Below are 12,486 nucleotides of genomic sequence, written 5' to 3' on the forward strand. Positions count from 1 at the left end.
CTCAGGCGGTCCGGTGCGGGGTGGTGTTGAACCGGCCGCGGAACTCGTTGAGCATCTCGTCGTCGACCTCCGCACCGCTGGCGACCGCCGCGTGCACCTGCCGGAAGTAGTCCTCGTACCCGGCCGGCGTGTACAGGCACAGCCCCCGCGCGGGCGCGTCGCCGGCGTTGCGGAACCCGTGCGGCGCCCCGCGCAGCGCGGCCAGCAGGCTCCCCGGCCCGGCCGTGACCTCGCCGCTGCCGTCGTGCAGCGTGAGCTCCCCGTCCAGCACATAGAAGAACTCGTCGTGCGCGTGATGGACGTGCGGCCGCGCGCCGACCGTGCCCGGCCCGAGCGTGAACTCCTCGAACCCGAACCGCCCACCGGTCTGCGCCGACGTCAGGCGGAACAGGTGCTCCACCCCCGCCACGTCGATCAGCTCACCATCACCCGGCGGCACCAGCAACGCCCGCATCGACACATCCCCGTCCATGATCACAGTCTGCCTGCCGCGCCCGAAACTCGCTGTCCCGTCCCCTTCGCCCGGTGGTACACAACCCGGGTGGAGTTTCCTGAACTGCTCCGGCTGATCGACGAACGGTCCACCGCCTTCAGCGCCGCGGTCGCCGCCGCGCCCGCACTCGACGCGCAGGTGCCGACCTGTCCCGGGTGGACGCTGCTCGACCTGGCACACCACCTGGGCGACGGCCGCCGCAAGTGGGCGTCGATCGTCGCCGCCGGCCCCGCGTCCACTCCCCCGCCGCCGCCCGTCCCGGCTGAACCCGCGCCACAGGATCCCTCGGCCCTGCTGCCCTGGCTGGCCGCCTCGACGCGGCAGCTGCTGGACGCGCTGCGGTCCGCCGGCCCCGACCGCGACTGCTGGACCTGGTGGGCGGACTCGGAGTCCCCGCAGACCAGCGGCGCCGTGGCCCGCCACCAGCTCCAGGAGGTCGCCGTGCACACGTACGACGCCCAGCTCACCACCGGCGCCCCACAACCTCTCCCGACCGCCATCGCCCTCGACGGCGTCGACGAGTTCCTCGCCACCTGCTGCGCCGGCGCCTACCACTGGCCGCACACCCCCGCCACCCTCGACTACCACGCCACCGAGGGCCGCTCCTGGCGCCTGTCCCTCACCGCCGACGCCGTCCGCCTCACCCGCTCCCCGGCCCCGACCCCGGCCGACGCCGCCCTGCACGCCACCGCCAGCGACCTGGTCCTCACCTTGTACGGCCGCATCCCCTTCGACTCCCTGCCCCTCACCGGCGACCGCCGCCACTTCGACCTGCTCGTCGCCTGGGACCCCGACGAGCAGCCCTGACGGCCTAGGTTCGACGGGTGTCGCAGACGCACCATCTTCACGTCGACGGGGGCCGGCTGATCAAGCGGTACGTGTCGTGGTCGCGCGGCGAACACCGCCGGGAGTGGGCCGTGCTGCACCGGGTGCACGCCCGACGCCCCGACCTGGTGCCGCCGTAACCCACCCGGCACCCTCGACCAGCAGGCCGAACGGCTCCTCAACCTGCTCTGATCACGCCGCGGCGGCCACGGCCTCGGCGGTGAGGGCGGTCACCGTGGCGAAGTCGCCTGCGGCGATGGACGCGCGGGGCACCATCCAGCTGCCGCCGACGGCCAGCACCGAGGGCACGCCGAGGTAGTCACGCACGTTCGACGCGTCGATCCCGCCCGTCGGCACGAAGCGGACCTGGGCGAACGGGGCGGCGAGCGCGGCCACCGCGCGGGCACCGCCGGACGTGCCCGCGGGGAAGAACTTCAGCACGTCGACGCCCAGCTCCAGCGCCGCCATGATCTCGGTCGCCGTGGTGGCGCCGGGCAGGGCGGGCACGTTGTGGAAACGGCACCGGGACACGACCGCGGCGCTGAGGCCCGGGGAGACGACGAACGTGGCGCCCGCCGCCACGGCCGCGTCGACCTGGGCCGGGGTGGTGACCGTGCCGGCGCCGACCGTGACGTCGCCGTGCCTGGCCATCCGGGCGATCGCCGCGGCGGCCGCGTCCGTGCGGAACGTGACCTCGGCGATCGGCAGGCCGCCGGCCACCAGGGCTTCGGCCAGGGGTTCCGCGGCGGCCGGGTCGTCCAGCACGACCACGGGGACGATCCGGTTGCCGCCGACGACATCGACAATGCTGCTCATGAGGCGGGGTCCTTCGCGAGGATTCGGGTGGGAACGTCGGCCGCGCCGGTGACGCCGAGCCGGGCCAGGGCGGCCACGCCGAGGACGGTGGCCTCCGGCTCGGCGACGAAGCGCAGCCGGCGCGCGGTGGCGTCCTGGCGCAGCCGGCGCCAGGGAGCCCAGCCGGCGGCGACGCCCGCGACGGTCACGTCCGCGATACGGGTGCCGCCGAGTGCGCCGAGACGGGTGGTGGTGGCGTCGGCCTCGACGGCCAGGCCCTTGAGGAGACTGGCCATGGCCTGGGCCCGGGTGACGTCCATGGGCAGGGCGGCCGGGCGGACCGTGCGCGCGTCCGAGTCGATGCCGGCCGGGCCGACGGTGTCCAGGGCCGCGTCGACCTCGGACCACATGACGTCGTCGGGCTGCTCGGCGTACAGCATCCGCCGCCACGACTGGTAGAACCGGCCGGACGGGGTGGCGCGGTGCAGGTACCGCAGCCCGCCCGCCACGAACACGCCCACGTCGATCCCGGCGTCGACCCGCTCGGGCAGGGCGTCGACGAGCAGCACCTGCGCCTCCGACGTGCCCGCCGAGACGTAGACGTCGCCGGGCTTGCGCACGCCGGAGCCGAAGGCCCCGCACATGTGGTCGTGGCCGCCGGTGACGACGGCGACGCCCCGGGGCAGGACCCCGGCGCCGGAGGTGTGCCCGACGACCGTGGCGCTGCCGGTGAGGGCGGGCAGGCGCAGGGCACCCAGGCCGAGGGAGGGCAGGGCCGCCTCGTCCAGGGTGCCGGCCCGCACGTCGAGCAGGCCGGTGCGGGAGGCGTGCGAGACGTTGAGGAACACCGGCGCGGACGGGTCGGCCAGAAGGTCCCGGGCGACGAAGTCGGCGAGGGAGGTGAACGTGCGGGCGCCGCCGAGCAGGCCGGCGCGGTCCAGCCAAAGCAGCTTGAAGACGGAGAACGTGTCGTCGACGCCCGCCCAGGCCTCGCCCGCGTGCGGCTTGGCCTCGCGGCCGTGGCCGGCGAACCAGGCCGGCACCGGGGCGGTGACCTCGCCGCCGGCGCCGAGCATCACGACCTCCTCGCCGACGGAGCCGACGCCAATGCCGGCGACGGCCTGCGGGCGGACGGCCGGGTCGTCCAGCAGCTGCCGCAGCAGCCCAGCCACCGCCGCGGTGAGCCCGGCGGGGTCGCGCCGCCCGCCCCACGCGTCGTCGCTGACCTCGGTCGGCGCCGAGTACAGCGCGATGAGCCGTCCGGCTTCGGCGTCGTAGCAGCCGACCTTCGTCCGGGTGGTGCCGATGTCGACACCGAGGAACAAGCTCATTTGGAGACCGTCACGCGCTCGCGGAGGGTGGCGACCAGGTCCGGGTCGACGTCCGGGGCGAGCGAGGCCGCGTTGGCCGCGCCCATCGCCGCCGCCAGGGTCAGGGCCGCTTCCGGCGTCTCCCCGCGGCCGAGTGCCACCGCGAGCCCGGCCAGGAACGAGTCCCCGGAGCCGGTGGCGTTGACCGTGTCGACCGCCGGGCTGTCCGCGGTGAACTGCTCGCCGGGGCCGACCCAGACCGCGCCGCCCGCGCCGCTGGTGACCACGAGGGTGGCGCCGGTCGCGGCGTGCAGCTCGCGCGCGGCGGCGAGCAGGTCGGCCGGGTCGGACAGCTCGCGGCCCAGGATGCCGGCCAGCTCGTGGGCGTTGGGCTTGATCACCAGCCGGCCGCCGCGGGTCCCGCGGGTGTCGGCGTCGTCGATGACCCGGGCGAGGGCGTCGCCGTGGGCGTCGACGAGGGCGGTCGCGCCGTGGCTCAGGGCCGCGCGGGCGACGACGGCGTGCAGGTCGGGCGCGCACCCGGGCGGCAGGCTGCCCGTGGAGACGACCACGTCGCCCGGCCGGAGCGCGGCGGCCAGGCCCGCGGCGAGCTGCTCCTGCTCGCCGCGGGTGACCTGGGGACCGCGCTCGTTGAGCACCGTCGAGCGCCCGGTGGCCCGCTCGATGACGACCGGCGTCACCCGGGTGTCGCCGGCGATCTCGATGTGCCGGTCGGCGACGCCCATCTCCTCGCAGCCGCGGCGGATGACCTGGCCGACGAAGCCGCCGACGAAGCCGTGGGCGGCGACGGTCGCCCCGAGGCGCCGGGCGCCCCGGCACACGATCATGCCCTTGCCGCCGGGGAGGCTCTGCACGTCCACGACCCGGTTGACCTCGAACGGCGCGAAGTGCTCGACGACCTGCAGCCGATCGAGGGCCGGGTTGGGGCAGACCACGTGCAGGGTGAAGCCGGTCACTATTCGCCGTCGATCTGGTACAGCGCGAACAGCTCCTCGTCGGAGGCCGCGAGGACCTCCTGCTCCCGCTCGCGGAACGTCTGCGCGGTGACCCGGACGAGCTCGTCGAGCCTGTCGGCCTGCGGCGGCAGGTTCATCGCCGCGTACGGGTTGCCGCCGGCGCCGAGCGGCTCGGCCGAGCAGTAGTTGTCGCCGTGCTGGTAGCCGATCGCGTACAACGCCATGATGATGACGTCGAGGTCGAGCAGGCCGTGGCCGAGGGCGCGCCGGTTGGTGTCGGCCAGGTGCAGGTTGAGCATCCGGGGGCCGTGGTCGAGCAGCGTGGCGCCGATGTGCAGCTCGCCGCTGAGCATGTGGTAAGTGTCGCCGTTGATGTGCGAGATCGCCGGGTGGTCGACGAGGTCGAGCAGCCGCAGCGCCTGCTCGAAGGTGTGCACGACGCTCGTCTCCTCGGGCCGGATCGGCTCGACGGCACCGCGGATGCCGGCCCGGGCGAAGTCGTCGGCGACGTGGCGCATGGTGCTCGCCGAGCGCTCCAGCTCGTAGGAGTCGAACGCGGCCGGGCGCCCGACCGAGCCCGCGCCGAAGAGCAGGTACGTCCCGCCGACGGCCTGGGTGAAGGCGGCCTGCCGGCGGAAGTACTCCACGGCCCGGGCGCGCACGTGCGGCTTGTTGTGCGCGAACTCCTGGTCGGGGGTGACCATGCCGCAGATGCCCGAGACGGTGATGCCGTGGTCGCCGAGGGTCTTGAGGGTGGCGTCGGGCTTGTAGCCGAAGTCGTCGGAGTACAGGTTGCCGTGCAGCTCGATGTACTGCACGCCGTACTTCGCCAGCCGCTGCGCCGACACGCCGAGCTCCTCGGTGCCGAAGCCCCAGTTGCTCCAGCCGAACTTCAGGCGCGGCTCGTCGGCGGTGTGGGAGCGGCGTGCCTCGACGAACGCCTTGACGACCCGCTGGTCGTGGACACGGAAGGGTTGGGGCTTCATTTCAAGGTCCTTTCCGAGAACGAAGACCGGCTCAGCGGCCGGACAGGAAGCGCTGGCGCAGCGCGGCCGGGCTCAGGTGGCGCAGGTTGCCCTGCCGGCCCTGGTCGAACAGCGCGGCCAGGACGATGACCAGGCCGATGCTGAGCTGCTGGAGGAACGGGGAGAGGGCGAGCAGGATGAACGCGTTGCGCAGGACGCCGAGCAGGCAGGCGCCGAGGAACGCGCCGATGATGGAGCCGCGACCGCCGGAGAGGCTGGCCCCGCCGATGACCGCGGCGGCGATGACGTCGAGCTCGTAGCCCGTGCCGGCCTGCGCCTCGGCGACGCCGACCTGGGTGGAGAAGATGATGCCGGCCAGGCCCGCGAGCAGGCCGATGAGCACGAACGTGAGGATGCGGGTGCGCCCGACCGGGATGCCGCCGGTGCGGGCGGCGGCGTCGTTGTCGCCGATCGCCGTGACCCGCAGGCCGAAGACGGTGCGGGTGAGCAGCAGCTGGCCGAGGAGGACCAGCACGATGAAGATGATGACGCTGACCGGGACGCCGCCGAACACCCGGCCCTGCCCGATGAAGGACAGCTCGGAGGGCATCGACTGGGGCAGGCCGCCGGTGACGAGCTGGGTGAGGCCGCGGGCGATGGACAGCATGCCGAGGGTCACGATGAACGAGCTGACCCGGCCGATGACCACGACGGTGCCGACGAGCAGGCCGCAGACGCCGCCGACCGCGATGCCGGCGAGCATGGCGATCCACGGGTTGGCGCCGCTGCCGTAGACGGAGCCGGCGGTGACCGCGGACAGCGCCAGCACGGAGCCGACCGACAGGTCGATCTCCTTGGCGATGAGCACGAACGTCTGGCCGACGGCGATGACGCCGACCACGACGACGGTCTGCAGGACGTTGTAGAGGTTGTCCGTGCGCAGGAAGTTGCTGTTGAGAAGGCTGACGACGAAGCCCAGCAGGATGATCACGCCGAGCAGGCCGGTCTCCTGCCGCTTGAAGACCGCGCGCGCGACGTCCTTCGCGGAGCGGCTGCGCGGCGGGGCCGGTGCGGTGACGGTGGGGGCAGACATGCTCATCCTTCGGTCGATCCCATGGCGGCGGCCACGATGGGCTGCGGTCCTGCGGTGTTGGGGGCGTCGAGGGTCAGCCGGCCCTGGCGGACCACCACGACGCGGTCGGCCAGCTCCACGACCTCCTCGAGCTCGGAGGAGATGAACCACACGGCGAGGCCCTCGGTGTGGGCCAGCTCGCGCAGGGTCGCGTAGATCTCGGCCTTCGTGCCGACGTCCACGCCGCGGGTCGGCTCGTCGAGGATCAGCACCCGCGGCTTGGCGGCCAGGGCGCGGGCCAGCAGCACCTTCTGCTGGTTGCCGCCGGACAGCGAGGTGATCGGCGCCTCGGTGGAGGCGGTCTTCACCCCGAAGCGGCGGGTGAGCTCGCGCGCCGCGGCGTTGGTGCGCCGGGCCGACACGAAGCCGAACGGCCCGAGCGTGGACAGGATGCGGACGGTGAGGTTGTAGCCGACCGTCTGGGCGTGGAAGACCTCGGTGCGCCGCTCCTCGGCGACGTAGGCGATGCCGAGCTTCTGGGCGCGCCCGGGGCCGGAGATGCGGGCCGGGCGGCCGCCGACCAGGACCCGGCCGCCGCTGATGCGCCGCGCGCCGATGACCGCCTCGGCGATCTCGGTGCGCCCGGCGCCGACCAGGCCGGACATGCCGAGGATCTCGCCGCGGCGCAGCGCGAAGCTCACGTCGGCGAAGCCCTCGCCCGAGAGGTTGGCGAGCTCCAGCGCGACCTCGGCGTCCCGGGCGTGCGCGACGGCGTCGCGGCGCTCGGCGACGGTCTCGGCGACCACGGCCCGCTTGCGCTCGCCGGCCATGAGCGCCACGGCCCGCTGCTCGTTGATCTCGGTCGGGTCGCCGGCCGCGACGAACGTGCCGTCGCGCAGCACGATGACGTGGTCGACGATCGAGAACACCTCGGCGAGGCGGTGGCTGACCAGCACCACCGCCACACCGTCGGCGCGCAGCCGCCGCACGACGCTGAACAGCCGCTCCGACTCCTCGTGGGTGAGGCTGGAGTTGGGCTCGTCGAGGAACAGCACCTTGGGCTGGCGGGACAGGGCCCGCACGATGTCCACCATCTGCCGCGAGGCGGCCGACAGCTCGCGGCACAGCGTCGCGGGGTCCGGCAGGTAGTCGGTCATGCCCAGGTCGCGCAGCAGCTCGCGGGCCCGGGCGACGTTCTCGCCCCGGCGGGCGGCCGCGTAGGCGGGCCGCTCGCCGAGGTCGTAGAGGAACAGGTTGTCGGCGATGGTGAGCTCGCTGATGAGCAGCGGCTCCTGGTGCACGACGACGACGCCGGCTGCGATCGCCTCGAGCGGCGAGCCGAAGCTCACCTCCTGCCCGGCGAGGGTGAGCCGCCCGCGATCGGGGCGCATCTCGCCGGAGCAGAGCCGGATGAGGGTGGACTTGCCTGCGCCGTTCTCGCCGAGCAGCCCGGTGACCTGCCCGGCCGGGAAGGCCAGCGACACGTCGCGCACGGCCCGGACGGCACCGAACGATTTCGCCAGGCCGGCGACTTCGAGGGCCGCCGGCTTCTCAGTGGTCGTCATGCTTGCCACAACCTTCAGGTGCTGCCGGTCAGGAAGCGCCCGGCGTGCCCAGCGGCACGGAGGACGGGTCGTGCTGGGCCAGGTTGTCCTTGGTCACGAACGGGGCCTCGGCCTCCTGGCTGACCTGGTCCGGGTTCTTGCCGGTGACGGCGGCGTTGTACAGCTGGATGGCGACGTTGTAGCCCTGGCCGAACGCGTCCTGGCCGATCACGCCGTACATCGAGCCGTTCTTGATCGCGTCGATGTTCTCGGTGGTGATGTCGAAGCCGATGACCTTGACCGTGTCCTGCTTCTTGGCTGCGGCGACGGCCTGCGCGGCGCCGAACGGGCCGCCGGCGGTGGCGTAGATGCCGACCAGGTCCGAGTTGGACTGCAGGTAGTTCTGCGCGGCCGTGAAGGTGTTGGAGGCGGAGTCCTTGGCCTCCACGCCCTGCCCGACGAGGGTCAGGCTGGAGCCCTGCAGGCCGTCGACGAAGCCTTTGCGGCGCTGCTCGGAGCCCGGGGCGGTGAACTGGCTGACGATGATGCCGACCTTGCCGGCCTTGCCGCCGGTCGCCTTGATCATCTCCTTGGCCGCGGTCTGGCCGGCCTTGTACTGCTCCTGCGCGTAGTTGACCGTGCCGCCCGAGGAGCCGACGCAGTCGAACAGCGTGTTGTACGCGCCGAGCTTGTTGCCCTTGGCCGACAGCGTCTTGATGTCGGCGCAGTTGCCCTCGCCGGCGATGAAGAAGCCGATGCCCTTGTACCCCTGCGCGTCGGCGCCCTTGATCGCGCTCGACACCGTCTGCACGTCGATGTTGTCGCCGGCGACGATCCAGTCGACCTTGCCGTTGCGGGAGGCGAGCACCCGGTTGGCGTAGTCCGCTCCCGACTTCACCGACACCCAGTACGGGTTGTTCGCGAAGCCGATCATCGCCACCTTGACCTGGCTGCTGGGCTTCTGGTCGGTCGGCGCGGGCCGGCCGCTGATGACGTCGGACGGGCCGGAGGCGGCCTTGCTGTCATCGCCACCACCGCAGGCGGCGGCGAGCATCGCGACGGCCACCAGCACGGCGGTGCCGCGCGTGACCGACCGGATCCCGGTGCGTAGGTTCATCTGTCCTCCAAGGGGTGTGTGCGCCCATGCGGCCGTGCGGGGCCTTGGGATGCGGTGTTTCGGGGGGTCGTGGTTCAGCCGCCGGCGAGGCGGACCTCAGTGCCCAGGGCCCGGATCTCCTCGACGACGGTGGGACTGAGGCCGCTGTCGGTCACGACGAGGTCGATGTCCTCGATCGAGCCGTAGCGGCAGGCGGCCTGGAGGCCGAACTTGCTGTTGTCGGTGAGCAGCACCGACTTCTGCGCGGAGGCGAGGATGGCCGCCTTGACGGCCGCCTCGGCCGGATCGGGCGTGGAGAGGCCCCACGCCAGGTCGATCGCGTTGGCGCCGACGAACGCGACGTCGAAGCGCAGCCCGGCCAGCCGCTCCAGGGCCCAGGTGTCGACCTCGGCGTAGCTTGCCGGGCGCACCCGGCCGCCGATCGTCATCACCGTGGAGTGACCCAGGTCGGTCAGGGCGAGGGCGATCTGCAGGGCGTTGGTGACGATGAGCAGGTCGCCGCGGTCCGGCAGGAGTGCGGCGAGGTGGCCCGTCGTGGAGCCGGCCTCGATGAAGATGGCGCCGAAGGGCGGGATCTCCCCGGCCGCGGCCCGGGCGATGGCGATCTTCTCATCGCGCCGCTCGGCGATCCGGTTGGAGACGCGTCCCTCGGCGGCGAGCGTCGCGCGGGCCACGGCGCCGCCGTGCACCCGCTGCAGGTCGCCCGCGGCCTCCAGCGCTGACAGGTCGCGGCGGATGGTCTCGGCGTTGACCGAGAAGCGGCTCGACAGCTCGGCTGCCTGCACGCGCCCGCTGCTGCGGACGATCTCGGTGATCTCGCGCCGGCGCTCGGCCGCCTGCATCGCGCCACCTCCCTTCCCTGCCGTCCGCACGGAGTGCCCTGTGGATTTCCGTGTGGGGGTTGTGGGTGAACCCACATCACTTGTGGAGCCACACTACATCCGGTCCAGAAGTTGTCAACGCAAGATTTTGTGATCGTTACGTACGCGTGTCAGCTCCGTCCGAATGGGTGTGCACTTATGTCCGATTACATGGGCTTTTGGCCAGGTAGCCGGTCGCAACATCGTGGAACTTCACTACATTCGAGGTGGCTTTGTGTAGTGGATTCAACTTCTACGTGACACGGTCTTGTAAGTTTGCTACAAACTGGAGCCAGCAAGCACCACGTACGACGGAGGAGCACGGTGAGCGAAGTGCGCAGCGGCCCCGAGCTGGTCGTCACGCCGGACGGGCTGACGAACCGCACGGGCCGGTACGAGAAGAGGCTGGCCGACCTCGAGGGCCTCTTTGCCGACGCCGGGGCGTTCGCCGCCCGCCTGGCCCAGGAGGCCGACCGGGTCATCTACCACGTCGACGAGTTCCGCCCGTCCGAGGCGGCCGGCGACCTCATCACCGGCATCTCCACGCTCTCGCCGGGCAAGATCGGCGACGAGTTCCACATGACCCGCGGGCACATCCACGCCCAGCACGACCGGACCGAGATCTACCACTGCCTGGCCGGGCACGGCCTCATGCTGATGGAGACGCTCGACGGGCAGACCGTCGTCACCGAGCTGCGGCCGGGCGTCATCGCCTACGTCCCGCCGGTGCACATCCACCGCAGCGTCAACGTCGGCGACACCGACCTGGTCACCGTCTTCTGCTACCCGGCCGACGCCGGGCAGGACTACGGCATCATCGCCCGCGCCGGCGGCATGCGGCACCTGGCCGTCGACGACGCCGGGGAATGGCGCCTGAAGGAGAACCCGAACTATGTCGCCCGATGAACTGACCGGCCGCGCCCTGGCCCGCATGGTCGACATCAGCGCGGTCCAGGCCCAGCACGGCCGCGCCGACGTCGAGGCCCTTGCCCGGCACGCCCTCGAGGGCGACTTCGTGGCCGCGCACGTGCTGCCGTCCTGGCTGCCGGTGCTGCGCCCGCTGCTGGTCGGGTCCACCACCAACGCCGGCTCGCCGGTCGGGTTCCCCTCCGGCGGCTCGGCCACCCCGATCAAGGTCGCCGAGGCAGGGTGGCTCATCGAGGCCGGCGTACAGGAGATGGACGTCGTCATGAACATCGGCCTGGTGCGCTCGGGCGAGCTCGCCGCGGCCGGCCGGGACGTGGCGGCGGTGCTGTCGGCGGTCGGCGGCGCGGTGCCCGTGAAGGTGATCCTGGAGGTCGGGCTGCTCGACGAGCGGCAGCTCCGCGACGCCGCCCGCGCCGCCCTGGACGCCGGGGCCACCTCGCTCAAGACCGGCACCGGCTGGCAGGGCGTGGCCACCACCCCGCGGCACGTCGAGATCATGCGCGCGGCCGCCGGCCCCGGGCCCGAGATCAAGGCCTCCGGCGGCGTCCGCTCGCTGGAGCAGATCCGCGCGCTGATCGCCGCCGGCGCCACCCGCTTCGGCATCAACACCGCCGTCGCCGTGCGGCTCGTCGCCGAGGCCGGCGCCTGATGCCCACCGTCCTCACCCCCGCCACCCTGGTCCCGGCCACCGCGCCGACCATGTACTTCGTCGGCGTCACCACCGGCTCCTCCGCCATCCACCGCGTCTTCGCCGCCTGGCGCCCCCTGCTCGGCCTCGACGGCGTCGAGCTGACCGGCATCGACATCCCCGTCGGTGCGCCCGCCGCCGACTACCGCGCGGTCGTGGCCCACCTGCGCGACGATCCCCTCTCCCGCGGCGCCCTGGTCACCACCCACAAGCTCGATCTCTACGCCGCCACCCAGGACCAGCTGCGCGGCGTCAACGGCGACGCCGCGCGGCTGCACGAAGTCAGCGCCCTCGTCGCCGGCGACGGCCGCATCGACGGACTGGCGCTGGACACCATCACCAGCGAGCTGTCACTGCACGCGATCGTGCCCGCCCTCGCCGGGCGCGACGTGCTCGTCATGGGCGCGGGCGGCGCCGCCCTCGCGCTGTGCGACTACTTCGCCCACCGGTCCGGCCCCGACGCCCCCGCGAGTGTCGTGGTCACCGACATCGCCGAGGAGCGCCTGACCGCCATCGTCAAGGCGACCGCCGGGGGCGACCCGGGCATCGCCTGGCAGTCCCGGCTGCTGGCCCGCGGCGACAACCACGACGCGCTGCTGGCCGAGCTGGCCCCCGGCGCGCTCGTGGTCAACGCGACCGGGATGGGCAAGGACCGGCCCGGCTCGCCGCTCACCGACGCGGCCGTCTTCCCGCACGGCGGGGCGGTCTGGGAGTTCAACTACCGCGGCGAGCTGGGCTTCCTGCGCCAGGCCCGGGCCCGCGCCGCCGCCGACGCGCTCACCGTCGAGGACGGGTGGCGGTACTTCGTGCACGGCTGGACCCGCGCCATCGACGCCGTCTTCGACCTCGGCCTGCCGACGGAGGGCGCCGGCTTCGACCGGCTCTACGCCGCGGCGCAGGAGGTCCGGTGACC

General features: G+C 73.0%; 14 protein-coding genes. 5 read left to right on the top strand and 9 right to left on the bottom strand.

Annotated features, from left to right (window positions below):
* Position 1: 1 nt before the first annotated feature.
* Complete coding sequence (locus ACQEVZ_RS02925) at positions 2-472, bottom strand: cupin domain-containing protein (RefSeq protein WP_433360890.1); 471 nt, start codon at positions 470-472, stop codon at positions 2-4.
* A gap of 69 nt (positions 473-541) precedes the next feature.
* Here ACQEVZ_RS02925 and ACQEVZ_RS02930 point away from each other — a divergent pair, with 69 nt between their 5' ends.
* Positions 542-1,300, top strand: coding sequence for a maleylpyruvate isomerase family mycothiol-dependent enzyme (locus ACQEVZ_RS02930; protein ID WP_433360893.1), 759 nt, complete (start codon positions 542-544; stop codon positions 1,298-1,300).
* Between the two features lie 17 nt (positions 1,301-1,317).
* Positions 1,318-1,458 carry a hypothetical protein gene (locus tag ACQEVZ_RS02935; RefSeq protein ID WP_433360896.1) on the top strand — a complete coding sequence of 47 codons (141 nt, stop codon included), beginning with the start codon at positions 1,318-1,320 and terminating at the stop codon, positions 1,456-1,458.
* A 52-nt stretch (positions 1,459-1,510) separates the two neighbouring features.
* Here ACQEVZ_RS02935 and eda read toward each other — a convergent pair whose 3' ends face one another.
* The 8 genes from eda to ACQEVZ_RS02975 form a co-directional block, all read right to left on the bottom strand.
* On the bottom strand, positions 1,511-2,134 hold the full coding sequence (gene eda / locus ACQEVZ_RS02940) for a bifunctional 4-hydroxy-2-oxoglutarate aldolase/2-dehydro-3-deoxy-phosphogluconate aldolase (RefSeq protein ID WP_433360899.1): 624 nt from the start codon (positions 2,132-2,134) through the stop codon (positions 1,511-1,513).
* Complete coding sequence (locus tag ACQEVZ_RS02945; protein WP_433360902.1) at positions 2,131-3,444, bottom strand: FGGY-family carbohydrate kinase; 1,314 nt, start codon at positions 3,442-3,444, stop codon at positions 2,131-2,133. The genes eda and ACQEVZ_RS02945 overlap by 4 nt, the downstream gene beginning before the upstream one ends.
* A complete protein-coding gene (locus tag ACQEVZ_RS02950; protein ID WP_433360905.1) occupies positions 3,441-4,400 on the bottom strand; it encodes a 1-phosphofructokinase family hexose kinase in 960 nt (319 codons plus the stop codon). Before ACQEVZ_RS02950 ends, ACQEVZ_RS02945 begins: the two co-directional genes overlap by 4 nt.
* Positions 4,400-5,386, bottom strand: a complete 987-nt coding sequence (locus tag ACQEVZ_RS02955) for a sugar phosphate isomerase/epimerase family protein (RefSeq protein ID WP_433360908.1) — start codon at positions 5,384-5,386, stop codon at positions 4,400-4,402. Before ACQEVZ_RS02955 ends, ACQEVZ_RS02950 begins: the two co-directional genes overlap by 1 nt.
* 31 nt (positions 5,387-5,417) lie before the next feature.
* The gene (locus tag ACQEVZ_RS02960) at positions 5,418-6,458 is read right to left on the bottom strand and encodes an ABC transporter permease (RefSeq protein ID WP_344505420.1); all 1,041 of its coding nucleotides are present in this window, start codon (positions 6,456-6,458) and stop codon (positions 5,418-5,420) included.
* A 2-nt stretch (positions 6,459-6,460) separates the two neighbouring features.
* The gene (locus ACQEVZ_RS02965) at positions 6,461-8,002 is read right to left on the bottom strand and encodes a sugar ABC transporter ATP-binding protein (protein WP_354895627.1); all 1,542 of its coding nucleotides are present in this window, start codon (positions 8,000-8,002) and stop codon (positions 6,461-6,463) included.
* Positions 8,003-8,030: 28 nt separating this feature from the next.
* Positions 8,031-9,098: a sugar ABC transporter substrate-binding protein gene (locus tag ACQEVZ_RS02970; RefSeq protein WP_344505422.1), complete on the bottom strand. Its 1,068-nt coding sequence runs from the start codon at positions 9,096-9,098 to the stop codon at positions 8,031-8,033.
* Positions 9,099-9,172: 74 nt separating this feature from the next.
* Positions 9,173-9,940 carry a DeoR/GlpR family DNA-binding transcription regulator gene (locus ACQEVZ_RS02975; protein WP_433360913.1) on the bottom strand — a complete coding sequence of 256 codons (768 nt, stop codon included), beginning with the start codon at positions 9,938-9,940 and terminating at the stop codon, positions 9,173-9,175.
* Positions 9,941-10,282: 342 nt separating this feature from the next.
* Here ACQEVZ_RS02975 and ACQEVZ_RS02980 point away from each other — a divergent pair, with 342 nt between their 5' ends.
* Genes ACQEVZ_RS02980 through ACQEVZ_RS02990 form a run of 3 tightly spaced genes read left to right on the top strand, consistent with a single transcriptional unit; the run spans position 10,283 to position 12,484 of the window.
* Positions 10,283-10,864, top strand: a complete 582-nt coding sequence (locus ACQEVZ_RS02980) for a glucose-6-phosphate isomerase family protein (RefSeq protein ID WP_433360916.1) — start codon at positions 10,283-10,285, stop codon at positions 10,862-10,864.
* On the top strand, positions 10,851-11,534 hold the full coding sequence (gene deoC, locus ACQEVZ_RS02985; RefSeq protein WP_433360919.1) for a deoxyribose-phosphate aldolase: 684 nt from the start codon (positions 10,851-10,853) through the stop codon (positions 11,532-11,534). Before ACQEVZ_RS02980 ends, deoC begins: the two co-directional genes overlap by 14 nt.
* Complete coding sequence (locus ACQEVZ_RS02990; protein ID WP_433360922.1) at positions 11,534-12,484, top strand: hypothetical protein; 951 nt, start codon at positions 11,534-11,536, stop codon at positions 12,482-12,484. Before deoC ends, ACQEVZ_RS02990 begins: the two co-directional genes overlap by 1 nt.
* Positions 12,485-12,486 lie beyond the last annotated feature (2 nt).

It is taken from the genome of Dactylosporangium sp. CA-152071 (assembly GCF_050936335.1).
Classification (GTDB): domain Bacteria; phylum Actinomycetota; class Actinomycetes; order Mycobacteriales; family Micromonosporaceae; genus Dactylosporangium; species Dactylosporangium maewongense.

Excerpts from the sequence above, each read along its gene's own strand:
- ACQEVZ_RS02965 (WP_354895627.1), bottom strand. The coding sequence starts at position 8,002 with ATGACGACCACTGAGAAGCCGGCGGCCCTCGAAGTCGCCGGCCTGGCG.
- ACQEVZ_RS02960 (WP_344505420.1), bottom strand. The coding sequence starts at position 6,458 with ATGTCTGCCCCCACCGTCACCGCACCGGCCCCGCCGCGCAGCCGCTCC.
- ACQEVZ_RS02955 (WP_433360908.1), bottom strand. The coding sequence starts at position 5,386 with ATGAAGCCCCAACCCTTCCGTGTCCACGACCAGCGGGTCGTCAAGGCG.
- deoC (WP_433360919.1), top strand. The coding sequence starts at position 10,851 with ATGTCGCCCGATGAACTGACCGGCCGCGCCCTGGCCCGCATGGTCGAC.
- ACQEVZ_RS02945 (WP_433360902.1), bottom strand. The coding sequence starts at position 3,444 with ATGAGCTTGTTCCTCGGTGTCGACATCGGCACCACCCGGACGAAGGTC.
- eda (WP_433360899.1), bottom strand. The coding sequence starts at position 2,134 with ATGAGCAGCATTGTCGATGTCGTCGGCGGCAACCGGATCGTCCCCGTG.
- ACQEVZ_RS02970 (WP_344505422.1), bottom strand. The coding sequence starts at position 9,098 with ATGAACCTACGCACCGGGATCCGGTCGGTCACGCGCGGCACCGCCGTG.
- ACQEVZ_RS02925 (WP_433360890.1), bottom strand. The coding sequence starts at position 472 with ATGGACGGGGATGTGTCGATGCGGGCGTTGCTGGTGCCGCCGGGTGAT.
- ACQEVZ_RS02975 (WP_433360913.1), bottom strand. The coding sequence starts at position 9,940 with ATGCAGGCGGCCGAGCGCCGGCGCGAGATCACCGAGATCGTCCGCAGC.
- ACQEVZ_RS02990 (WP_433360922.1), top strand. The coding sequence starts at position 11,534 with ATGCCCACCGTCCTCACCCCCGCCACCCTGGTCCCGGCCACCGCGCCG.